Raw genomic sequence first — 23,600 nt, forward strand, 5'->3', positions numbered from 1 at the left:
ATAAGCTTGCCGTCCATCCACTATTTTGCTCAACTGTCTATCAGCAGCAACGCCGCCAGCACCAGCATCATGGCGCCGGTCAGCGCCTCGAACACCCGCCACACCGTCGGCCGTGCCAGCACCGGGGCGAAGCGCTGGGCGCCGACGCCGATCGCCGTGAACCACAGGATCGAGGCCGTGATGGCGCCGAGCGCGAAGGAGCTGCGTTGCTCGGCCGCCAGGCTGCTGCCGACGGCGCCCAGCAACACCACGGTGTCGAGATAGACGTGCGGATTGAGCAGCGACAGCGCCAGCACGCTCGCCAGCGCCGCGCCGAGGGTCTGCGCCTGCGCCGACGGGTCGGCCGCCAGCGAGGCGCCGCCGCGCAGGCTGCTGCGCCAGCAGCGCAAGCCATACCAGATCAGGAAGGCGGCGCCGCCATAGCGCGCCACCGCCATCAGGAGCGGCGACGCTTCGATCAGGGCGCCCAGGCCGGCGGTGCCGGCAGCGATCAGGATCACGTCGACCACGATGCAGGTGAGCACTGTCGGCAGCACGTGCCGGCCGCGCACCGCCGTGCGCAGCACATGGGCGTTCTGGGCGCCGATGCCCATGATGAGGCCGGCGCCCAGGACCAGCCCCTGTAGATAAACCTGATGCGAGAACATGGCCGCCTCCTTCGTGAAAGCGCCACTATCCCAGCCCGGCGGGCTTACTTCAATTATATTCATGATTATTCAGGTTACTTAAGAAAATCTAATTCATGACCATCGATCCCCGCCGCAGCGCCGCCTTCCTGGCCGCCATCGATTGCGGCAGCCTCGAAGGCGCCGCCGCCCAGCTCAAGGTGACGCCGTCGGCGATCTCGCAACGCATCGCGGCGCTCGAGCAAGAGCTGGGCACGCCGCTGCTGGTGCGCAGCCGTCCCTGCCGTCCGACCGCGCCCGGCACGCGGCTGCTGCAATACCTGCGCCGCTCCACGCTGCTCGAATCGGAATTTTTGGCCGGGATGAAGGATGACCCCGGCCCGGCGCGGGTCACGCTGGCCGTCAACAACGACACGCTGGCTACCTGGCTGCTGCCGGTGCTGGCGCCCATCCTGGATGCGGAAGGCTTACTGGCCGAATTCGTCCTCGACAACCAGGGCCATACCTTCGCGCTGCTGGAGGGCGGCCACGCGGTGGCCTGCATCTCGGGAGAGACCGAGCCGATGCGCGGCTGCAGCGCCAGCCCGCTCGGCGTGATGCGCTACCGGATGGTGGCATCGAGCGACTTCGCGCGGCGCTGGTTCCCGGACGGGATGACGCGCACGGCGGCCCAGCGCGCCCCGTTGGTGGTGTTCGACCGCAAGGATGCGATGCAGTCTTCTTTCTTGCTCACCCACTTCGGCCTGCCGGACGGCGCCTATCCATTCCACTACGTGCCGGCCAGCGATCCCTTCGTGCACGCGGTACGTTACGGCATGGGCTACGGCATGCTGCCGGAGGAGCAATGCGGCGCGTTTCTCGAAAATGGAGAACTGGTCGACCTGGCCCCGGACTTGTTCCACGACGTGCCACTGTACTGGCACGCCTGGCGCATTCAGCCGCCGCGGCTGGAGCGCATGGGGATGTCGCTGGTGAAGGCGGCGCGCGGCGTGCTGCTGCCGCTCGCCTGAGCGACCGGCCACCACTCTGCCACGCCCCACAGCAGCTCGGGGACCAGGAACAGCCACAGCACCGGCAGATCCGCATTCAGCATCGCCCAGCCGATCCAGAACGCGAACAGCAGCCGTCCGAGGCCGTCGAAGCGGCCCAGGCGCAGGCTCGGTTCCTTCAGGCGCACGGCGCACCACAGCAGCACCAGGGTGCCTAAGAGAGAGGACAACAACAGGTGCAGCGGCGCGAACGGCGGCAGCGGCGCGCCGCCCAGCCACACGTTCAACGCCGACAGCCGGTCGAGCAGCAGGGCAAAGGTCCAGGGCGTGGCGAAGGGCAGGATCTGGATGACGTCGTAGGCGGCGCTGGCGCGCGCCAGGCGCAGGTAGGTCGATAGCGGCAGGGCAGGCATGGCGGCTCCTCGTTGGTCGGTCCGCTCGATGCTGACATGGCGCGGCCCATCGCGTCTTGCGCGCCATAAAAGGAAAGGGCCGGCTGCTTGCGCAACCGGCCCAATCCGGCCTTACGTCAGATTACGAACCGATGCGGCCACCGTCGTTCTTGGTGATGACCAGGGTCGCCGAGCGCGGACGCTTGCCGGCGCCGTAGCCCGCGTTCGCCGGCCACTGGCTGGTGTACTTGCTGGCATCGCCGATGTTCGCGGCGGCGGTGGTCTCGCCCGGGTGCTGGATGTTGACGAACAGCGCCTTGCCGTCCGGGGTCTCGGTGATGCCGGTCAGTTCGCAGCCGACCGGGCCGACCAGGAAGCGCTTGAGCGTATCGGCGCTGGCGGCCTTGCCCACGAAGGTGTCGACGTTCAGGGTCGAGCCGTCGGTCTTCGGATAGCTCAGGGAAACCTTCTTGCCATCGCCCACCTTGCCCGGCAGGCCGGCCACCATCATGCAGTTGGTGACGTCGGTGTAGGCGCCATCGTCGGTCTGGAACCAGCAGATGCCGGTCGAGGTGCTGAAGGCCAGGCCGTCCGGGCTCGAGAAGTCCTGGTCGTTGGTCAGGCCCGACAGGTTGATGCGGGACGCATCGGCGGCGGCTTCGGCGCCGAACAGGTAGACGTCCCAGGCGAAGCTGGTGGCGGTCGAACCGGCGGCGTCTTCACGCACGCGGATGATGTGGCCGTTCGAGTTGCCCAGCTGGGCGGTGGTGCCCTTCATGTCGGTGTACGAACGCGGGTTGGCGGCATCCGGGGCGACCTGGCTCGAGCTGCTCGGCTCGACGCGGCGGTTGCTGTTGTTGGTCAGCGTGTAGTAGATCTCGCCGTTGGCCGGGTTCACCGCGCACCATTCCGGACGGTCCATCTTGGTCGCGCCGACGGCGTCGGCGGCCAGGCGGGCGTTGACCAGCACGTCGGCCTGGTCGGCGAACTTGTAGGTCGCGTAGCCGGCGATGGCGGCGTTGGCGATGGTCAGCTCGATCCACTGGCCCTTGCCGTCGGCGTTGAACTTGGCCACGTACAGCTTGCCGCTGTCGAGGTATTTGTCGCCGGTGGCGATACGGTCGGCGGCGACCGAGTCGGCCGGGTTCCACGGTGCGGTGGAGACGAATTTATAGATGTATTCGCCGCGCGAATCGTCGCCCATGTAGACGGCCAGGGGCTTGCCGGCTTCCAGGCGGCCGAACGAGGCGCTTTCGTGGGCAAAGCGGCCCAGCGCAGTGCGCTTCTTGATCGCGCGGGTCTTGTCGTAGGCGTCCATCTCGACGATATAGCCTTCGCCATTCAGTTCATTGCGATAATCGTCGCTGCCGTCCGTCGAGGTGCCCTTCTTGCTCAGGTCCCAGCGCTGGTACTTGTCGTCGGCGCCGCCGGTTTCCCAGCCGTGACGCGAGGCTGCGCCCTGCGACATGCCGTAGCGGTTGAGCGAAACGACGCTCTTGTCGCCGCGCGCGGCATTGTCGGTCGCCGAACGGGTGAAGTAGCCGGCCCAGTTTTCTTCGCCCGACAGATAGGTGTTCCATGGGGTGCGGCCAGTGCCGCAGTTGTTGATCGTGCCGCGGAACTTGGTGCCGTCCGGCGAGTATTTGGTCTTGACCAGGGCATTGCCGCGCACAGGGCCCGACAGCTGGACTTCGGTCTGCTGGTGCACGCGGCGGTTGAAGGTCGAACCCGACAGGTATTCCCATTTGCCGCTGTTGCTGCGCACTTCGAGGACCGACAGGCCGTGCAGGGCCATTTCCTTGTCCACCTCGGCGGCCGGGCGTGGCAGCGCATTGGTGCCGCCGTTGGCGTGCACGAAGTACGACGGCAGGCCTTCGTTGGTGGTGGCTTCGTGGTTCATCGCCAGCAGGCCGCGGGTGGCGCCGCTGGTCGAGACGCCGCCGGTGTCGGACAGCGAGAAGAATTCCATGCCGTCGTGGTGGTCGCCCGCGCGGTTTTCGAAATCGGTGTCGGTGCCGTCGTTCTTGAAGGCCGGGGTGCTGCTGGTGAGCGGATCGCCCAGCGCGTACAGGACGGTGGCGGTATAGCCGGCCGGGACGACCACTTTATCGGCCAGGCTCTTGCCGACGGCGGTGAAGCCGAGCAGCTTTTCGACCGGCGCCGGCGGCGGGTTGGTGCCGGTAGGTGGCGGCGGGGTGACAGGATCGTCGTCCGAACCGCCGCAGGCGGTCAGGCCGAAGCTGCCGAGCAGGGCGGTCGCAGCCGTTGCGGCGCCGCCGCGCAACATGCTGCGGCGGCTCAGGCGTTTCTGGAGAACGTCGCTGAAGTGTTCGTTCGACGAGTTGTTCGAATCGACATCATCATGTTCGGCAGGGATGCGGGCGAAATCGGTCGGCTTGTTCACGGAAGTGGATCCTGTTTTTTAGTGTGGGAAAGGAAAGCCACTGCATAGTAGTAAGGCAAGATGACGACTCCGTGACAGTTTGGTCACAGTTTGATGACACTGGGGCGGCGCGAGGGCCAGGAGGCGGTGGACAGCGTCAGCAACGCCGGGCTCGGGGTCGGGATCGCCGGCAACGCGCTGGAAGTGGTGGTGTTGTTGCTGGGGGGGAGAAGGTGAGGACGATACGGTATCCGGTCCGCATGCGCAATCAGGTCCGGCGCAGCTCGTCCTCCAGGTCGCCGATCAGCTGGACCACGCTGGGCGTGATGCCCTTGTCGCCCGGGGTGTAGAACACACCTGGCAAGACCCGGTCTTCTTCCAGCTGCGGCAGCAGTTCGTCGATCAGTTCCTCGAGCGAGAAGGCCTGGGCGTCATAGCCGTCCCATTCGTATTCGGCGCACAGGCTGGCGTAGTCGCTCGCCGGCCACATCGGAAACACCAGGGTGCCGTCGTCGGTCTTGGCCAGGGCCCAGCCGTCCTGGTACAGCCCCCACACCTCGCGCGCGTCGGCGACGCGCTTGATGAAGTACTCGTAGCGTTCCGGCCCCGGCAGCGTGACCACGGCGGCCAGCTGCTGGCCGCCCAGCTTGATCGCCGAGATGATACGTTCGCTCATCACCATTCCCGTTCATTGAGGCGCAAAGCCTGACATCATCAGGATACGCCATCGGGCGCCGGTGGGTGCGTTCGACAGGAGCTCAAGGGGAGCGGGATGCCCGACCGGCCTGGGTGTTCAGGCCGCGTTCAGCTCATAGCGCACGTCGTGGCGGTCGCCCGGCGGGGCGTCCAGCACCAGGAAGGCGTCCCAGCCGAGGCGGCCGGGATGCAGGTCGTCCAGCGTGGTGTTGTGGACGTCGGCGGCGCGCAGGACCACCTCGACTTCGTATTCGAGCGCGACGCCCGTGAACAGCGCCAGCACGCTCCCGAGGGCCCGCGCCGCCAGGCCGCCCGGCAGGAAGCCCTGGAAGCCGGCATGCCCCAGCGGCCCCACCACCAGGCGCAGGCGCAAGCTGCGCTGCCAGACGCGCGCGCCGGCGATCGCGCGCGTGCCGAGGACGGCGCTGTCCTGGCCCAGCGTGGTCTGCTGCGCCGGCGGCACGTCGTACCAGGAACCGATGAACTGCTCGGCCTCGACCTGCTCGCCGAAGTATTCCGACAGCACCCGCGCCAGCTGCACGGCGGACACCGATTGATGCCGGATCGCGGCCGCGAAATACCCGATCGATTCGTCCAGCACGGCGCCGTCGGCTTCGCCGGCCAGGCGCCGGCGCAGCGCGGCGTCGCCCAGGCCGGCCAGGGACAGGAGCAGGGGCAGGAAGGCATCCTGGCCGTTCAGCTGGTACTTGAACGGCAAGCGGTACTTGCGCCAGGCGCCGTAGAACAGCGCCAGCGAGCGGTTCGAGAACGCGTCCAGGAAGGCGCGCGGGCCGTCGTCCTCGTCTTCGTTCTTGTGGCGCGCCCCGTGTTCGGCGATGCGCTCGGTGTAGTGGGCCGGCAGCACGCCATGCCCGCCCAGCAGGCCCATGAAGGCGGGAGTCAGGTGCACATGGCGCAAGGTTCCTTCGCGCACCGCCTCGCCCAGCGCGGCGGCGTCGATCGGCAGCTCGAAGGGCATGCCGACCTCGAGGTCGCGCAGCTCGGGCTCGATGGCTTCGATCTGGCTGGCCGGGAAACCCAGGGAGAGGGTGTTCCGGAACCGCAGCATGTCCGCCACCAGGCCATGCGGCCCCCGCCCGCGGCGCTTGAGCCACAGCTCGAGCACGCGCACCGCCTGGAAGAACTCGAAGCGCCACGGCTCGCGCAGCAGGCGTTCGATTACAGGAGACTCAGTTCTCCGCTTCTCGGCCCGCATCGCAGCAGCTCCTCTCCGGATTGGTGGGACACGATCACCAGCTGGGTGAAGCTGTTGGCGTGCACGTACAGCGCCAGGAAGCGCTCGACGATGTGGGCGAAGGCATGGATGCCGCTCCCCACGAACGCCTCTTCATCGATCGCGATGCGCACTTCGACCCCGCGCACCAGGCAGTTGAAGGGGTTCCCGGACAGCCAGGCGCTGGTGGGCGTATAGGCGATCGCATTGACGCCGCCGACCTGGCGCGTCGACGCCGCCGAGCGTGGCAAGTCGTGCAGGGCCAGCATCTCGCGGAAGGCGTCGACGCCGCCGTCTGCCAGCGACAGGTGGTTGAGCGAGAGCAGCGAGATCAGGCGCCAGTGCGCGCTGCGTCCGCGCGAGAAGCGCCAGGTGGGGCTGGGTTTGCGCAGGAAGGCAATCTCGCGCACGCCCGATCCGCCTTCGAGGAACAGGTCGCCGCCCGGCTGGCCGTAGCTGAGCAGCTGCGGCAGGTCGCGGTTGGTGCAGGTCAGCTCCAGGTTCAGGGTCGTGGTCTCGACGTCGGCCGGGTCGAAGTCGATGTCGACGATCGAGATCTGGGTCTCGAAACCCGGGCTGCGCTCGGCCATCGTGTCGTCGCGGCGCATGGCCCAGTAATGCCCGTTCTGCTCGGGCGTCTGCGCATGCTTGAGCGAATAGAAGGGCTGGAACCGCACCACGGTCTCGCCCTGCGGCGTCTGGCGCACCAGGTTGACTTCGTCGATCGCATTGACCTCGTAGGCATAGGCGCGGCGCGCATCGGCCAGCACCGGATAGCTGGCCGTGGCATGGGTCAGGCGGATCGGTTCGCCGCGCTGGGCGAACAGGTTGATCACCGGCGTGCAGCCCGCCACCAGGTTGTTGGTCGACAGGGTGGACAGCATGCGCGCCAGGTTCGCGTCGCTGCGGATCCCGTTCAGGGCCAGGTGCACGGTAAGGCGGCGCGTGCCCGCGGGCAGGCTGCGCGCCAGCAGCGCCAGGTCGAGGTCGACGAAGTTGAACTTCTCGGGAAAGCAGAAATATTCGGTCAGCAGGCGGTAGGCGGTGTGGGAGCGGGCCGGGAAGTCGATCAGGGCGTCGTCCTCGACGAAGCCGGCGGCGCGCACCGGCAGCGCTGGCAGGGCGATCCAGTGGCCGCCCTCGGGCTGCACGTAGGCCGCGACCGTGCGCGCCAGCAGCGCGTCGCGCAGGGCCGCGCAGAACGAGGGTTCGCCATCGAGGAACAGGCGCAGCGCCGGCAGGTCGATCGCCTCGAGGCCGCCCCCATCGCAGACGACGTTCAGGGACAGGCTGATGCTCGCGCTGGCGCCGGGCGGCAGGCGCACCGCATCCGGCGCGTGAATGATCGGCGAGAACACCGCACGGTTCAGGACCAGCGGCGCCATCGCGACCGGGTACACGGTGCGGAAGATGCAAGCCACGCCGCGCACCGGGCGCGTGGTCAGCTTGGTGCCGCGCGGGATGGTGTTGACCGTGGTCTGCTGCCTGGCCGCGGCGGCGACATCCAGGTGCGCGATGGAGCACGATGGAAAGGGCCGCAGGTAGTGCGGATACAGCACGTCGAACAGCGCCTCGGTGAACTCGGGATAGTCGTCGTCCAGGCGCTTGGCGATGCGGGCGTTCAGGAAGGCGAACGACTCGATCATGCGTTCGGTATGCGGGTCTTCGCATACCTCGCCGCTGATCAACAAGCGGCCGGCGATGCGCGGATAGCGCTCGGCGAATTCGCGCAGGTTGCGCCGCAGGTAGGCCAGTTCGCTTTCATAATAGGGAAGCAGCTGGTCCAACTCAGGCTCCCGCCGCCGTGGATGATGCCGATGATGCCGCGCCGGCGGCATTGCCCGCGCCCGCGCGGCCGGCCTTGCGGATGCTGTACTGGAGCGTGGACGGCTGCAGCACGGCGTCGAAATTGACCGGCTCCTGCGACATGCTCCCCACCAGCACCGCCGTGATCGAGAAACTCAGGCGATTGACCGAGGGCGCGCCGCCATCGCCCTGCATCTCGAGCAGCGCCTTCACGTTCTGCAGCCGCGGCTCATGGCGCGCGATGGTCTTTTCGATGCAGGTGCAGATGTGGGCGCGGTCAGTGGGACTGGACAGCGAACGGTCGGCGAAATCGCACAGCCCATAGCCGACCATCGACTGGCCGCATTCGGCAAAACCGACCAGCGCGCCGTCCTGGATGGTCGAGCGCGTGTTGAGCAGCGCTTCGAGGTCGCGCGCCACCGCATCCTTCAGTTCCTCGACGTTCAGGCGCGCGACCACCACGCCATTGCGCAGCGGCTGGCCGAGCAGGCGGTCGAACAGGTCCGGCGTGAATCCTTTCATCGATCCCCCCTCGTTGGCACACGCTGGTGTTGCGAACTGAAAACCAATCGCATGTTGCCACGATGTTCAGCGCCAACCTTTGATCAAGTTCACATGCGCAACAGCATCTCGTCGTTATCGTTTCCTTTCGCACAGAACAAGGTGAAGGAACGACAGCCATGACCAGCAAAGTTCTCTGGGGCGAAGGTCTGCTGCTGCGCCCGCAGCACTTCCAGCGCCAGGACGCCTATCACGAGCATTGCCTGTACAAGGGCGTCAAGGCGGCGCATCCGTATGCATGGGGGGTCGACGGGCTCGAGATCGACCGCGAAGCCCTGGCCAGCGGCATGCTGCGCGTGCTGGGACTATCGCTGCGCTTCCAGGACGGCGAGCTGTATGAGGCGCCCGGCCTCGACGAGCTGCCCGGCACCGTCGACCTGAGCGGCCTGCAGCAGTCGGTGCAGGCCGTGACGTATTACGCGGCGCTGCCGGGACTGAAGCCCTTCAACGCCAACTTCGTCCAGCCGGGGCAAGTCGCCACGCAGTCCGCCGGCACGACACGCTTCATCCAGGCCAACGAGGAGACGCCCGACCTCTACACGCAGGCGGCGCCGGTGCAGCTGGCCTACCTGAAGCGCGCGCTGCGCCTGGTGTCCGAATTCGAGCCGCGCGACGCCTACATCCACTTTCCCCTGCTGCGCGTGCGAAGAAGCGCCACCGGCGGCTTCGAGCTCGATCCGGCGCTGGTGCCGCCGTCGATGTCGCTGGGCGCCGCCCCGGCCCTGTTCCAGCAGCTGCGCCGCCTGCTCGACGCGCTGCAGGCCAAGGTCGGCGCGCTGTACGGCCACCACCGCGAGCCGACCCGCAACGTGATCGAATTCCGCTCGGGCGACATGTCGTCGTTCTGGCTGCTGCACACGGCCAGTTCGGCCTACGCGACGCTGTCGCACCACTTCAACCAGCCGGCGCTGCATCCCGAACGCGTGTTCGAGGCGCTGCTGGACGTGGCCGGCGGCCTGATGACCTTTTCCAAGAACTGGACGCTGTCCGACCTGCCTTCCTACCAGCACCACGATCCCGGTCCCGCCTTCGCCAAGCTGCACCAGATCATCCGCGAGCTGCTCGACACGGTCATCTCGGCCAAGTACTTCGGCATCGCCCTCAACGAGGTGCGGCCCTGCTACCACATCGGCATGCTCGACTCGGGCAAGATCGACGACGACACCACCTTCTACATCGCCGTCTCGGCCGACATCCCGGCGGTGGAACTGGTCGACGTGGCGCCGCTGCGCTTCAAGGTCGGCGCACCGGACGACGTCGAGAAATTCGTGCTCTCGGCCATGCCCGGCGTGCGCCTGCAGTACACGCCGCAACCGCCGGCGGCGATCCCCGTACGGCCCGATACCTGTTACTTCATCCTCGAGGCGAAGGGGCCGATGTACGAGCGCATGCTCAAGACGCAGTCGATCTCGATCTACGTCCCGGCCGGCATGAAGGAGCTCAGGCTCGAGCTGCTGGCGGTGATGTCCTGAGCGATGTCGTGAATAAAAGGGAGAACAAGCATGGCAGGAGCACTGATCAGACTCGGCGACAAGACCTCGCACGGCGGCGTCGTGCCGGAAGCCTCGCCCAACAGCGATATCGACGGCGTCGGCATCGCCCGCATGGGCGACAGGACGAGCTGCCCCAAGCACGGCCCCGGGCCGATCGTCGAAGGCGATGCGACCCTGATCGTCGACGGCAAGGCGGCGGCGCGGCATGGCGACAAGACCGCCTGCGGCGCGACGTTGATCGCCGGCCAGCAAACCACCATCGACCAGGTCTGAGCCCATGTCAACCACCACGACCACGGCAGCGCCGTCCCCAGGATGGTTCACCCGCATCGGCGGCAGGCTGCTCGCGCGCCAGCCTGTCGCGCAGGCCGCCGCCGCGCAGGCAGTGCAGCAGGATGCCGTCCAGAAACGACCTTGCCCGACCTTGTCCATCCTCGCCGGCGCGCTGCGCACGCCGCACGGCGCCTCCGCCGACGAACTGGGCGCCGCGCTTGCCGCCAACAAGGTCGATGCCGACCTTGACCGCGAACTGGTCGACGACGACGGCTTACCGGTCATGAGCGCACGCTGCGAACAGGCCGGGGATGCAGCGGTGCGTGAAGAGATAGCCGACTGGCTGGACAGCTACGCCACGCCGGCGCCGCGTTTCAGCGACGAGATGTGGCGCGCACTCGTCCTTGGCACGGCGGTGCTGCGCGAGCTGGCCGACCGCGCGACAGGGCTGCCGGTGCCAGACGAAGGCACGCCTTTCATGCTGCAACTGGCCCTGGCGCTGCCGGATGACTGGCAGATGGAACAGCGCCAGGCGGCGTCGATGTGGTGCAGGCAGGTGCTGGCGCAGGCTGGCTGGCCCGCAGCCCGCATCGACGTGACCGAGCTGGCAGCCCCGGCGCCGTTCATTGCTAGGCTTGGGCAGCAAGCGGAAAGAGCGTCGACACCCGCCGCGACGATCCTGCTCGCCTTCTGCTCCCACGTCGGCCAGGAGACGGTCGACCACTGGTCGGCCAACGGCACGCTGTTCACCTCCTTTCACCCACGCGGCCGTATCCCCGGCGAAGGCGCGGCCGGTCTGCTGCTGGCGCCGGCCGCGGACGGGGCCGGCATCGCGCACGTCAGCCTGGAAGCCGACGCCTGCGATCCCGCATCCACCAGCCTCAAACGCCTGTCGGCACAGCGCCTGAACACGCTCGCCGGGCGCCTGCTGCAGGGCACGGCGATCGCACCGGCCGCCATCGCGATGGTCGTGGCCGACACCGGCGCCGACACGCGCCACACGCTCGAACTGATGGAGTTCGGCGGCGCCACCACGCCGCACCTCGACAACGCCAGCGACATCGTCCGCCTCGGCCCGGCCTGCGGCGCATGCGGCGCCGTGCCCTTCGTCGCCGCGCTGGCGCTGGCCGCGCATGCCGCGCTCGAACACGATGCGCCGCTGCTCTGCGTGGGCAACGCTACGCCTGACTTGCGGGCGCTGGCCCTGGTCCGCCCCGCACCCAAGCCGGAGGACACGCCATGAGCTCAGCCTATTACGTGCCGTCGGGCCGCCTGCCGGCGCAGGCGATCGTCGCGACGGCCGCCTGCGCGCTGTTGGTCGTGATCCCGGCCTGGCTGTATGCCTGGCTGACGATCCACTCGCCGCTCGTCCTGCTCAACTGGTTCGCCATGGGCGTCTTCGCGGTCGTCATGGGCGTGTCCGCGCGCCAGGTGGCGCGCCAGGCGAAGGCGCGCCACCCCATATGGATGGGCCGATTGGGCCTGGCGATCGGCGTCGCGGGCTGGTACGCCCACTGGGCCGCCTGGCTTGCCATCGCCGACGCCGGCAGCTTCGCGTCGCTGCTCGCGGCTCCCCTGGACATGTGGCGCTTCGGGATGCTGCTGGCCGAGAACGAAGTGCGCCACGTCGCGGGAATGCGGATCGAGGGCAGCGCGCTCGTCGCCAGCTGGATCGTCGAATTCATCCTGTTGGCCACCTTGCCCCGCTCGCTGGCGCGCGGCGCGGCCGAAGAACCGTTCTGCGAGCTGACCGGCGGCTGGGCGACGCCGTTCGAGCTGCCGCGCAGATTCGCCTGGATCGACGAACCCGACGTCGCCGTGCACCGGTTTGAGACCGAGCCCGGTGAACTGTTTTCGATCCTCGGCGCCGGCGTCGAGGCGGACGCCGCACGCTACAGCGCGGTGACGCTGTACCGCACCGAAGGCGACCCGTTCGTCTCGATCGACAATGTGCAGGTCGAACGTGGGGAAAAAAAGGACAAGAAGACCACGCGACCGGTCATCGCCTACCTGCGCCTGCCGGGCATGGATGCCGAACGGATCGTTGAAGAATGCAGCGCACCGGCCGCGATGGAAACCGGACAGGCGCCGGCCGACCCGCCGGAACTGGTCGACGCCATCGACCATCTCGGCGCCGGCCGCCTGGAGGAAGCGCTGGCCGGCGCCATGCCCCATGTCGCGGCCGCCCGGGACGGCTTGCGCATCGATGCGATCCGCCTGTGCGGGATGGCCAGCGCGCGCCTGGAGCGCTGGACCGAATCGCAGCGCTACTGGGATGCCTTGTGCGACGAAGAGCCGAGCGCCTTCAATGCCATGCAAACCGGATGCTGCTGCGCCATGACGGGCGACACTGCGCGCGGCGAAGAATGGATCGCCTGGGCGCGCGAACGCAATGCCACGTCGCGCGAGATGCCGGACCCGCAGATCGTGACCAGCTTCATCTCGGCCCTGACCCAGTCCGGCCAGGCGGCGCGGGCGATGCCGTATCTCGAGCAGATACGCGCGCTCTACACGGGCCTGGGCTGCCTTGACGCGACCTTGCTGTTCGTGCGCCGGGTGCCGCTGTTCGGCACCTTCCTGCAGAACAGCCTGCCCATCGTCCGCGCCGTGCTGGGCCAGGAGGACGGGCGTGCCTGGTACGCGGCGATGCTGCCGCATCTCGACGGCCCGGGAAACGAGACACTGGGCGCCTGGCTTGACGAGAATTTTGCCACCATGACATCTACAAATCCGGCCTAGGCCTCGGATAGCGGCAAATCCGCGACACTCGGCCGCATCGTGCGATGCTTTCGAGCAACTAAACCACCGTCTAGCGTATGATGGACAGCCCTACAACGAACATCCTCACGCGGTATGAAAACGGATATGGCACACCTGGACGTGACGCTCGGCGACGTCATCGAGGCGGCCGACACGCTCCAGAACGACAAGCGGCAAGTCACGATCGAGGCGGTGCGCGGCCTGATCGGCGCTGGCTCGACCAAGACCATCCACCAGCACCTGGCCACCTGGCGCGCCAGCCATGCGAAACCGGTCGAGACGCCCAGGGCCGAGATGCCGCCCGAGCTGCTGGCCGAACTGGGCCGCTGGGCCCAGCAGTATGCGCAGGATGCCGGCGCCGGCATGCGCGATGCGCTGGCACGCGCCGAAAGCGATATGGATGCGCTGCTCGAGGCGGGTAATGAACTCGAATCCGAACGCGACGGCCTGAACGCCGAACTGAGCGATGCGCGGGTCGCGCGCGAGCAGGCCCAGCTGATCGCGGACGAGCGTAACGAAGAGATCGAGCGCCTGACGGCCGAGCTGCGCAATGCGCGCCAGATCGCGGCCGACGCGCTGGTCGGCAAGGCCAAGGATCAACTGGCGATCGACGGCAAGGATGCCCAGCTGGCCGACCTGCGCCAGCAGCTCGAGCGCAATGTGGCGGCCACCGCGGGCGAATCGGATGCGCGCCTGCGCGCACAGATGGAGCTGATTGGCGTCACGACCGAACGCGACAACCTGGCGGCCGAGGTCAAGGAATTGCGCACCACGCTCGACAACTCGCGCACCGAACGCAGCAATCTGCGCGCTGAACTCGAGACCCTGCGCGCACGCAAATAAGAAAAACCAGTTGGCATAAAAAAGTCGTCCCCGCGAAGGCGGGGACCCAAGTTTGCAAGAGCTGTCGAAATGCTTGCAGAACTTGGGTCCCCGCCTTCGCGGGGAGTCGTTACTGCCAGTGGCAGTAACGACGTGTTTACTGCAGCGAAAACTCAATCGCTGCCTACACCATTACTCCTGCGTTGCCGCCGGCACATCCAGCGTAATCGCCTTCAGGCCCAGCGCAGCGCTGCTCTGCTGGCGGATCTGGTTGGCGAAGGCCGGGTCGTCGTTCAGGTGACGGCCGTACGAAGGAATCATTTCGTGCATCTTCGCTTGCCATGCAGGCGTTTCCAGCTTGTCGCGGAAGGCCGATGCCTTGAGCACCTTGAGCATGATCGGCGCGGCGGTCGAAGCGCCGGGCGAGGCGCCCAGCAGGGCGGTCACGGAACCATCAGCCGAGGAAACGACTTCGGTGCCGAACTGCAGCAGGCCACCTTTCTTCGGGTCGTCCTTGACGATCTGGACGCGCTGGCCGGCGTTGACCAGTTCCCAGTCTTCCAGCTTGGCTTCCGGCAGGTACTCACGCAGGGTGGCCACGCGGTCTTCCTGCGAGTTCATCACCTGCTCGACCAAGTACTTGGTCAGCGGGATGTTGTCGATGCCAGCCTGCACCATCGGACGCACGTTACCGGTGCCGATCGAGGCCGGCAGGTCGACCCACGAACCGTTCTTGAGGAACTTGGTCGAGAAGGTCGCGAACGGTCCGAACAGCAGGGCTTTCTTGCCGTCGATGATGCGGGTGTCGAGGTGAGGCACCGACATCGGCGGCGAACCGACCGAAGCCTTGCCGTACACCTTGGCGTGGTGCGCTTCGATCAGCGCCTGGTTGGTGGTCACCAGCCATTGGCCGCCGACCGGGACGCCGCCGTAGCCCTTGGCTTCAGGAATGCCGGTCTTTTCCAGCAGCGGCAGCGCGCCGCCGCCGGCGCCGATGAACACGAACTTCGCGCTCACGGTCTTGAGCTGGTTGTCCGCCAGGTTCTTGACGGTCACGTTCCACAGGCCATCCTTGCCACGCTTGATGTCTTCGACCTGGCTGCGCAGGTTCAGGGTCATGCCATGGGTGCCGGTCAGGTGCTTGACCATGCTGCGGGTCAGGGTGCCGTAGTTGACGTCGGTACCGATGTCCATGCGGGTCGCGGCCACTTTCTGGTTCGCGTCACGGCCATTCATGACCAGCGGCGCCCACTTGCGGATCGTCTCGTGGTCTTCGGTGTACAGCATGCCCTTGAACAGGTTTTCCTTTTGCAGCGCGGCGTAGCGCTTGCGCAGGTAGTTGATGTTGTCGTCACCCCAGACAAAGGCCATGTGCGGCACATTGTTGATGAAGGTGTTTGGCGCGCCCAGGTATTCCTTCTTGACCTGGTAGGCCCAGAACTGCTTCGAGATCTCGAACTGTTCGTTGATGTCGACGGCCTTCTTGGTCTCGATGGTGCCGTCCGGCATTTCGGGCGTGTAGTTCAGCTCGGCGAAACCGGAGTGACCGGTGCCGGCATTGTTCATCGCGTCGGAGCTTTCGGCCGAGACCGAATCCATGCGCTCGAACATCTCGATCGTCAGTTCGGGATCGAGTTCCTTGAGCATGGTGCCGAGGGTGGCGCTCATGACGCCGGCGCCGATCAGGACGACATCGACCGGCTTGTCATTGGAAGGAGCGGGCGCTTTGCTGCAAGATGCAACGATAAAGCAAGAAAGGACAACTAGAAGCGAGGTACGCATACGAGTATCACCTGAAAAATGTTTGCGATGGCCTGGCATGCAATCAGATTTAAAAAGTTCAACGGCTCGGTAAAGGAACGTTTCCACACCGCCTGCTGGCGGTATCGATGCACCGATAAGGAACGGGTTGTCGGGACCTGTCGCGATCCTGGAGAACAGCAACAAAACTCGGCAACCGACGCATAGCGAAGGCGAGGCAACGGTGAACTGGATGACAGTCAAACCGGCCTTGCAGGCAACACGGATATGACGCGCTGACATGGATTGTCAGGCAGGCCAGTCGATATCCCTGGCGTCCATTGAGCGGGAAGTCCTATAGAGGACTGAGCGGAGTATAGCCCAAACAAATCAGGCTTGCGCGGACCACTGTCGGTAAACGTGGCCGTCTCAGTATTCGACCTGTGGCGAACTCAGTAGTAGTACCGAGTTCGCCTTGGCGGAACGGCATCATGTGGCGCCGGCATGGCGTGACGACGAGCGCAACCGGCCCGCGCCGTCCAGTCAGACCACCGGCCAGTCGAGCCGCTGCATCCGGTTCTCGGCCGCTTCCGGACGCCCGAACAGATAGCCCTGGAAGTGCGAGCAACCTTCTTCCATCAGGCGCCGCAATTGCTCCTCGGTCTCCACGCCCTCGGCCGTCGTCTCGATCAGCAGGCTGCTCGAGAGGCCGGTGATGGCGCGGATGATCGCCATCGCTTCCCGGCTCTGTCCGATCTCTTGCACGAAGGACTTGTCGATCTTGATCTTGTCGAAGGGGAAGGAGCGCAGATAGCTCAGCGAGGAATAGCCGGTGCCGAAGTCGTCGAGCGAAATGCGCACGCCCAGCTTCTTCAAGGCCTTCAGGGTGCGGATATTGCCGTCGCTATTGTCGAGCAACACCGACTCGGTGATCTCCAGTTCCAGCCGCTCGGCCGCGAGGCCCGAATCGGCCAGCGCCAGCGCCACCATGCTGACCAGTTCGCTGCTCTTGAACTGGATCGGCGACAGGTTGACGGCGATCGTTTCGCCATTGGTCCAGGTCGCCGCTTCCTGGCAAGCGAGGTTGAGCGCGCGGGCGCCGAGTTCGTGGATCAGGCCGGTTTCTTCGGCGATCGGAATGAAGTCGATCGGTGCGATCGGACCGCGTTCCGGGTGGTGCCAGCGCATCAACGCCTCATAGCCCGAGATGCGGTTGCCCGCCTTCTCGACGATCGGCTGGTAGTGCATCTGCAGCTCGCCGCGGTGCAGCGCGCGGCGCAGGTCGATCTCGATCTGGCGCCGCACCCGCGCCGCCGCCTCCATCTCGGGCCGGAACACCTCATGGCGGTTGCGGCCGTTGCGCTTGGCTTCATACAAGGCCATGTCTGAGTACTGCAGCAATTGCTCGGCCGTGTTGCCGGCGGGCGTGGACAGCGCGATGCCGACGCTGATGCCGACCGCGAAGCTGTGGCCGTCGATCGAGAACGCCGGCGCCACCGCCTCGATCAGGCGCTGCGCGGCCTGCTGCGCTTCTTCCAGGCGCTTGATGCGCGGCAGGACCACGGCGAATTCGTCGCCGCCCAGGCGCGCCAGCGTGTCCTGGTCGCGCAGGCATTTGCGCAGGCGGCTGGCCAGCATCAGCAGGATCTTGTCGCCAAAGCCATGGCCGTAGGCGTCGTTGATGTTCTTAAAATTGTCCAGGTCGAGGCACAGGATGCCCACGCCGGAGCCATCCTCCGCGCTGGACGCGAGCGCATTGTTGAGGCGTTCGTTGAACAGGTTGCGGTTGGGCAGATTGGTCAGGCCGTCGTGCTGCGCCATGTGGTGGATTTGCGCATAGGCGGCCAGTTCGTCGGTCACGTCCTCGGTGATGATCAGGACGTAATCGCCCTCGCCATTGGGCTGCTTGCCCGGCACCGTGCGGCTACGCAGGCTGCGCGGGCCGACCGAGGTCTCCACCAGCACGGCGTCGTCCAGCCCGACCCTGGTGGGCGCCGCATGCGCCGTCTGGCGCTCGACGTAGTCGGCCACGCTCGGGCTCAGGCAATCGCCGACGGGCAGGCCCTTCAGGTCGACATAGGCCTGGGCGAACAGGCGCTGCGCCTGCTGGTTGGCCAGCAGGATGGTGCGCGATGCGACGTCCAGCACCAGCACGCTGGCCGGGATGTTGGCGATCACCGAATCGAGGAAGTCCGACAGCGACGCCATCTGGCGGCTATAGGCTTCGGCCAGCTCCTTGGCCTCGACCAGCTTGCGCTGCTGCTGGTGGCGTTCGGTGATGTCGCGCGTGATCTTGGCAAAGCCGACCAGGGCGCCGTCGTCGCCGCGGATGGCGTCGATCACGACGTGGGCCCAGAACGCGCTGCCATCCTTGCGCACGCGCCAGCCCTGGTCTTCGAAGCGGCCGGTGCGGGTGGCGATCTCGAGGTTGATGTCGGGCAGGCCGGCGTCGCGGTCCTCGGCGCCGTAGAAGCAGGCATAGTGGCGGCCGACGATCTCGCCGGCGCTATAGCCCTTGGCGCGTTGGGCGCCGGCGTTCCAGCTGGAGACGACGCCGGCGGGCGTGAGCATGTAGATGGCGTAGTCGACCACCCCCTGGACGAGCAGGCGGTACATCAGGTCGGGGTTCTCGGTGTGCATGGCGTGACGATGAAATCGGAGCACCGGGCAGGCGCGGTGCGGCGCCCCTGGTGACGTGGACGCGAAGGCGGTCAATCAGGAAGCCTGACTATACAGGATTTAGTTCTTTAAAGAACTATCCAGGGTGCGCGAGCAACACAGAACGGCTCAGGTTTCGTGCACCAGGCGATGCGCGCACAGCCAGCCTGCGATGCGCGCCGCTGTCGCGGGCGGCATCGTGGCCGACCAGATCGCCATGGCGCTGCTTAGCCAGGGCGTGGCGCGCAACACGTCGAGCAGCGGCGCAACTTCGGCGCCGTCAAGAAAGGCCACCGGCCGCGCCAGGCTGGGATGGACGAGGGCGCGCCGCAACTGGACCCGGTCGTCCACCACGCAGGGATGGTCGACGATGGCGAGTTGTTCGCACAGGCGGATCCGGCCCGGCGGCAGCGCGCTGACGGCGGCCAATGGGGGCTCAGTCTCGCGTTCGGGCGCGTGCCCGGAAGGCGCACGCCGCACGCGCCAGAACGCATGACCGTCGTCGGGCCAGGCCAGCGCGTAATAACGCCGTGCCCAGGCCGCGTGCATCGACACCGCCTCGGCCAGGCGCTCGTCATGAAAGCGCCGGGCCAGGCTTTCGGCATTGGCGTCATCCAGCACGGTATGGGCGGCCACCGCGCTCTGCAGGGCGAAGCGCATCGCCTTCTCGACGCCGCTGGACGACAGCGGATCGATCGAGAACGCCGCATCGCCGGTCTTGATGAAACCCGGCTGCCAGCTCGCCGCGTCCTGCCCCGGCGTCGCGGCGCAGGCGCACACCGCCTCTGGACGCAGCACGCGGGCGGCGGCCGCGAACAGGCGGCTGGACGCCAGTTGCGCATGCAGCCAGTGCGCCGGCCCCAAGGCGCGCACCGCGCGCGGATCGGTGAACGCCATCACCCGGAAGCGTCCGTCGGGCCGGCGTGCGCCCCATAGCCAGCCATCGGGACGCGCTTCCACCAGGTTGGCGCGCGGCCCGTCTTCGAGGTCGCTCCAAAGCGCCAGCATGGCCGGCGCGGTGGCGCTGCGCGCGCCGCCCTGGCGCCCGCGCGCATCGACCACCAGGCGCGCCCGCACGATCGTGGTCCCGTGCGGCGCCGCCACGCTTGCCCGCCAGGCGCCGGGCGCTCCATCCAGCCGTTCGAGGCGTTCCAACTGCGCCGGCGCCAGGCAGCGGCCGCCGCGCGCGGAAACAGTCTCGAACAACAGGCGGTCGAAGTCCGCGCGGTCGACCATGGCGTTGCCGTGGGCGGCATCGCGCACCTCGGGCCGCTCGCTTTCCCAGGCGATGAAGGCCGGCGCGCGCGCGTGCGCCAATGCCTCGACCTGGGGGCCGACACCGAGCAGCGCGACGATATTGGCGATGCCCGGGGTCAGCGATTCGCCCACATGCGGGCGCGGCGGCGGCGCCCGTTCGAGCAGCGTGACGCGGTGGCCCAGCTGCAGCAGGCGCAGGGCGGAGCAGCAGCCGGCCGGGCCGGCGCCCAGCACCAGCGCATCCGTCTCGATCGCCTGCGCATCCACGCTGCCGTCCACGATCGTCAATCGAAGGCGCCGGGCGCAAGGCGGCCCAGCCGCCCGTGGGCCCCGATCGTGTAATGCAGCCAGCCGCGGATGTAGTCGCAGGCCTGGCGGCCGCGCGCCAGCACCTCATGGTGACAGCCGCCGCCGCACAGATAGCGCGCCCAGCAACCGCCGCAAGGCTGCTGCGTGTGGACGTGGCGCTGGGCCAGCCAGATCGCCTGGCGCCCGCGGTCGATACCGTCCGCCAGCGTGCCGAACTGGCCATCGGGGTCGCCCACGAAGCGGTGGCAGGCCGATATCGCGCCGTCGGCCGCCACGCCGAAATACCCGGCGCCGGCGCCGCAGGGATAGGGGCGGTGGGTGCCGCGCTGCAGCTCGCGCAGGGCGGTGACCATGTTCAGGAAGGGATAGCGTTCGCCGCGCAGCACGTGGCGCTCGAAGGCCAGGCCGCAGGCGATCATCGCTTCGAGCATCTGCTCCAGGCGTTCCGGACCCAGCTCGTCCTCGCCATTCGGCGCGCGCAGCAGCGGAGAAAAGCCGACGCTATGGAAACCCATGCCGATGAAGGCGTCCAGGCTCGCGGCCAGGTCGAGGTTGAACGGGGTGACCGTGACCCGCGCCGACACCTGCATGCGGCGCTGGCGCGCCAGCAGTGGCGCCACGCCGGCCATCACGCGCTCGAACGACCCCTTGCCGTTCTTGAACGGGCGCAGCCGGTCGTGCTGGGCCGGCAGGCCATCCAGGCTGACGGTGACGGCAAAGCCGTGCTGTTCGAAGAAGTCGGCATCGTCGGGGCGCAGCAGGGTGCCGTTGGTGGTGACCGAAAAGCCGATGGCGACGCCGCGCTGGGCGGCCCTGGCAGCCGCATAGGTGGTGGTGGCGCGCAGCACCGGGCGGTTGCTGAGCGGCTCGCCGCCCATGAAGGCGAGATTCACCCGCGCGCCCGGCGCCGCCCCGTCCAGCAGGCGATCCACCGCCAGCGTGGCGACGTCCTGCGTCATGGCGGTGGCGGCGCCGCCGAAGCTGCCCTGCTGGGCATAGCAGTAGGTGCAACCGAGATTGCACTTCTGGGCGATCGCCAGCGACAGCGCGTGCGGCGCCATCGGCGCCAGCGGCGTGTCGTCGATCGCGGGCGGCGCCTGCAGGCCGGCGGCCGCCAGCTGGCGCGCGAGCGCCGCCTCGTCGCCCCGCGCCAGCGCCGCCTGCAGCGCATCGCGCTGGGCCGCGCCGAGCGCATACAGGCGGCTGCCGTTGGCGACCAGCAGCTGGGCCCCGTCCTCGTGCTCGAGCAGGTGCAGCTGCGGGCTGCGCGGCCGCGATTCGCGCATGCTGCGCGCGGCCAGCAGGCGCGCCAGCGCGGGCTCGGCGAGATGCGGGGCGCCCGCGCCGACGTCCGCCTCGATATCGACCGCACTCACGATACGTCGGCGTCGCGGCCGCCGATGATGAAGCGCAGCGCGCGCTGCCAGTCCGCGAACAGGTCGTCGTAGGACAGCAGGCGCGAGTCTGTCCGATTGTCCGGCACGTATTCGCCGCTGCGCTCGCGCGACATCCACATATCGCCGCGGCTGGTGCCATTGGCGGTCGGCTCCACGTTCACGTAGTCGGGCCGGCTGGCGGCCCAGTAATAGCAGGCGCACTCGCGGTAGTCGTTCTGCCACGGCGCGCACAGGCCCTGGGTCAGTTCGCCCGGCTGCAGCAGGGCGGGCGAAAACGCCGCGCTGTCGCCCTCGAAGAAGGTGCGCAGCTTCATCCGCACTTCCAGCTGGTCCTGGGCTTCATGCGCCAGCACCTCGGCCGGCGACGGCGTGCCGGTGAAGCGGCAGACGACTTCCTGCCCCTGCTTGTGGACCAGGCGCGCGATGGAATTCGACCACTCCATGAACGACACCGCGTTCGGGTTGTTCGGGGTGTCCAGCCGCTGCGGCTCGCCGCTGGGGCCGACCGGACCCAGCGTCTCGACCATGGTCGGCAAGTCGTCGATGCTCAGCAGGCGATGGCCCACCAGGTGGGCATAGGCCGGATCTTCCGCCGCCACCACGTAGTTGTTGTTCTCGACCAGCACGATGCCCTCGATGGCGCGCCGCCAGACGTTGCGAAAGTCGAACTCGAGGCCCGGGAAGCAGTTGGAGATGGCGCTGCGCGGCAGCACCGAATAGGGATTGCCGGCGCCGCGGTAATGTAGCTGAGCGGCCAGGTTGGCCGGCGCGATCGTGTCACTCATCGTGTTCTCTCCTGTCGGTTGCGACCGCGTCGCGGTCGGCGAACATGGCTTGCGCCGCGGCCTTGACGACCATGTCGATCTGGCGCCGGGTTAGCGTCAGCGCGCGGCCGTCGGCGCCGCGCATCAGCGCCGGCATCTTGCGCCGCGCGCCGTCGCTCAGGTCGCCGATTTCCTCGGGCTGGCGCAGGGCCTCGGCGAACCAGGGCGCGCCACCGCCGGCCAGGCTGCCGAACACGCGCTCGTGCAGTGCGCGCAGCGCCAGGTTATCCACCAGCGACGGCGCCATGATCGGCGCGAAGTAGCGTCCGAAGTCGCCGTTATCCTGGCGCACCATGGTGCTGGCGACGTCCAGCCGCCCGTTGATGGGGTTGCCGTTCATGACCGCCGTGTTCATCAGGCGGATCGTTTCGAGCGCGCGCCGCACGATGTCCTCGGCCTCGTCGATCGACACCGCGTCGCCGTCCACCTCGGGGCCGTACAGGAGCTGTTCCAGCTCGTCGGACACGACCCGGATCGGCAAGGTGTCGGGCGCGAAGGCGGGCGGACCGGCGCCGATCGTGGCGTGCGCCGTCAGTTCGCTGCCGTCCTGGCGCCGCAGCACGACCCGCACATGGCCGTCGCATTCGTCGTCCAGGTAGCCCCAGCTGATACGCTGATTGTTGTCGTCGTTGTAGCCGGCGAAGATCTGGGCCGGATTGGTGAGCGTCGGGCCGCTGCCTTCGGCGTAGCCGCGCCAGCCGCCACGGGCGGTGTCGTACAGCACCAGGGCGTCGTCGTCGATGATCGGATCGGGCACCTCGTGTCCCGTGGCCTGGTCGTGGCGGGTGCGGCTCGCGCCATACACCTTGCCGGCGGCCGGCGTGAAGCGCAGGCGGATCTGCGGGAAGGCGGCATTCGGACGGATGAACTGCACGCTGCCGAGCGGCAGGCTGCGGCCGGCCAGGAAATTCGGGCAGTTGCCCGTCAAGGCGTGGCGAGCGTGGTCGCGCAGCCGCGTGGCGGTGGCGACGATGCGATCGCCCGCGTCGCCGGTGCGCCGGAACAGCTTGATGTTGGCCACTTCGACGTCCCAGTGCAGCTGGTCGACGGTGAGTCCTTCGGCCGCCAGCAACTCGAGGGTGAGCGGCTGCAGCGCGCCGGGCGCTTCGCTGGTGATGGCGAACACTTCGAGGAAGGGCGCCACCGGGCGGATCGATCCGTCGTCGTCTTTAAAGCGGATTCGTTCGGGCTTGTAGGCGCGCACGATTTCGCCACTGCCGGCGTCGATCTCGAAGCTGGTCTGCGGCGCGATGATGCGAAAGTCGAGCGGCCGCTCGGGCGCGACCTGCAGGTCGAAGGCCTCGAGCGGGGTGGCGGATGCGCCGAGGCGGCCGATCGCCAGCGGCGGCAGGATGCGTAGTTCTCGGATGGTCATGCGCG

19 protein-coding genes are annotated in these 23,600 nt (G+C 67.7%); 6 read left to right on the forward strand and 13 right to left on the reverse strand.

Translation table 11 applies throughout. From position 1 onward, the window contains the following. Positions 1–29: 29 nt before the first annotated feature. Positions 30–647: a LysE/ArgO family amino acid transporter gene (locus AC3A6F_RS18980; RefSeq protein ID WP_487683480.1), complete on the reverse strand. Its 618-nt coding sequence runs from the start codon at positions 645–647 to the stop codon at positions 30–32. A gap of 95 nt (positions 648–742) precedes the next feature. On the opposite strand from AC3A6F_RS18980, the gene AC3A6F_RS18985 reads away from it, so the two are divergent. Continuing rightward, positions 743–1,636 (forward strand): LysR family transcriptional regulator ArgP, encoded by an 894-nt coding sequence (locus AC3A6F_RS18985; protein WP_487683483.1) that lies wholly within the window; start codon positions 743–745, stop codon positions 1,634–1,636. Here the strand turns inward: AC3A6F_RS18985 and AC3A6F_RS18990 are convergent. From AC3A6F_RS18990 to tssE, 6 genes are all read right to left on the reverse strand, one after another. Beyond that, the gene (locus AC3A6F_RS18990; protein ID WP_487683486.1) at positions 1,561–2,028 is read right to left on the reverse strand and encodes a hypothetical protein; all 468 of its coding nucleotides are present in this window, start codon (positions 2,026–2,028) and stop codon (positions 1,561–1,563) included. The two genes, AC3A6F_RS18985 and AC3A6F_RS18990, sit on opposite strands and share 76 nt — an antisense overlap. 121 nt (positions 2,029–2,149) lie before the next feature. Beyond that, positions 2,150–4,411 carry a PhoX family protein gene (locus AC3A6F_RS18995; RefSeq protein WP_487683489.1) on the reverse strand — a complete coding sequence of 754 codons (2,262 nt, stop codon included), beginning with the start codon at positions 4,409–4,411 and terminating at the stop codon, positions 2,150–2,152. Between the two features lie 247 nt (positions 4,412–4,658). Continuing rightward, entirely contained in the window at positions 4,659–5,066 is a 408-nt protein-coding gene (locus AC3A6F_RS19000) for a DUF2750 domain-containing protein (RefSeq protein WP_005664212.1), read from the reverse strand. Between the two features lie 117 nt (positions 5,067–5,183). Continuing rightward, positions 5,184–6,302 (reverse strand): type VI secretion system baseplate subunit TssG, encoded by a 1,119-nt coding sequence (tssG, locus tag AC3A6F_RS19005; protein ID WP_487683492.1) that lies wholly within the window; start codon positions 6,300–6,302, stop codon positions 5,184–5,186. Beyond that, positions 6,266–8,107, reverse strand: coding sequence for a type VI secretion system baseplate subunit TssF (gene tssF / locus AC3A6F_RS19010; protein WP_487683495.1), 1,842 nt, complete (start codon positions 8,105–8,107; stop codon positions 6,266–6,268). The genes tssG and tssF overlap by 37 nt, the downstream gene beginning before the upstream one ends. 1 nt (position 8,108) lies before the next feature. After that, positions 8,109–8,648 carry a type VI secretion system baseplate subunit TssE gene (gene tssE, locus AC3A6F_RS19015; protein ID WP_487683498.1) on the reverse strand — a complete coding sequence of 180 codons (540 nt, stop codon included), beginning with the start codon at positions 8,646–8,648 and terminating at the stop codon, positions 8,109–8,111. Positions 8,649–8,806: 158 nt separating this feature from the next. Here tssE and tssK point away from each other — a divergent pair, with 158 nt between their 5' ends. The 5 genes from tssK (at position 8,807) to AC3A6F_RS19040 (ending at position 14,056) form a co-directional block, all read left to right on the forward strand. Beyond that, the gene (gene tssK, locus AC3A6F_RS19020; protein WP_487683501.1) at positions 8,807–10,159 is read left to right on the forward strand and encodes a type VI secretion system baseplate subunit TssK; all 1,353 of its coding nucleotides are present in this window, start codon (positions 8,807–8,809) and stop codon (positions 10,157–10,159) included. Between the two features lie 30 nt (positions 10,160–10,189). Beyond that, on the forward strand, positions 10,190–10,453 hold the full coding sequence (locus AC3A6F_RS19025) for a PAAR domain-containing protein (protein ID WP_487683504.1): 264 nt from the start codon (positions 10,190–10,192) through the stop codon (positions 10,451–10,453). Positions 10,454–10,457: 4 nt separating this feature from the next. Beyond that, on the forward strand, positions 10,458–11,696 hold the full coding sequence (locus AC3A6F_RS19030; protein WP_487683507.1) for a hypothetical protein: 1,239 nt from the start codon (positions 10,458–10,460) through the stop codon (positions 11,694–11,696). Beyond that, positions 11,693–13,192: a hypothetical protein gene (locus AC3A6F_RS19035; RefSeq protein ID WP_487683510.1), complete on the forward strand. Its 1,500-nt coding sequence runs from the start codon at positions 11,693–11,695 to the stop codon at positions 13,190–13,192. Before AC3A6F_RS19030 ends, AC3A6F_RS19035 begins: the two co-directional genes overlap by 4 nt. Before the next feature lie 126 nt (positions 13,193–13,318). Next, positions 13,319–14,056: a DNA-binding protein gene (locus tag AC3A6F_RS19040; protein ID WP_487683513.1), complete on the forward strand. Its 738-nt coding sequence runs from the start codon at positions 13,319–13,321 to the stop codon at positions 14,054–14,056. Positions 14,057–14,227: 171 nt separating this feature from the next. Here the strand turns inward: AC3A6F_RS19040 and mqo are convergent, their stop codons facing one another. The 6 genes from mqo to AC3A6F_RS19070 form a co-directional block, all read right to left on the reverse strand. After that, positions 14,228–15,817 (reverse strand): malate dehydrogenase (quinone), encoded by a 1,590-nt coding sequence (gene mqo / locus AC3A6F_RS19045; protein WP_487683516.1) that lies wholly within the window; start codon positions 15,815–15,817, stop codon positions 14,228–14,230. Between the two features lie 501 nt (positions 15,818–16,318). Continuing rightward, a complete protein-coding gene (locus tag AC3A6F_RS19050) occupies positions 16,319–18,415 on the reverse strand; it encodes a putative bifunctional diguanylate cyclase/phosphodiesterase (RefSeq protein ID WP_487683519.1) in 2,097 nt (698 codons plus the stop codon). Between the two features lie 147 nt (positions 18,416–18,562). Beyond that, positions 18,563–19,969, reverse strand: coding sequence for a flavin-dependent monooxygenase QhpG (gene qhpG, locus AC3A6F_RS19055; protein WP_487684172.1), 1,407 nt, complete (start codon positions 19,967–19,969; stop codon positions 18,563–18,565). A gap of 5 nt (positions 19,970–19,974) precedes the next feature. Then, positions 19,975–21,375: a radical SAM protein gene (locus AC3A6F_RS19060; protein WP_487683521.1), complete on the reverse strand. Its 1,401-nt coding sequence runs from the start codon at positions 21,373–21,375 to the stop codon at positions 19,975–19,977. Further along, the gene (locus AC3A6F_RS19065) at positions 21,372–22,181 is read right to left on the reverse strand and encodes a hypothetical protein (protein WP_487683524.1); all 810 of its coding nucleotides are present in this window, start codon (positions 22,179–22,181) and stop codon (positions 21,372–21,374) included. The genes AC3A6F_RS19060 and AC3A6F_RS19065 overlap by 4 nt, the downstream gene beginning before the upstream one ends. Beyond that, complete coding sequence (locus tag AC3A6F_RS19070) at positions 22,174–23,595, reverse strand: hypothetical protein (protein WP_487683527.1); 1,422 nt, start codon at positions 23,593–23,595, stop codon at positions 22,174–22,176. The genes AC3A6F_RS19065 and AC3A6F_RS19070 overlap by 8 nt, the downstream gene beginning before the upstream one ends. Positions 23,596–23,600 lie beyond the last annotated feature (5 nt).

Source organism: Massilia sp. Soil_C_3 (assembly GCF_057657035.1).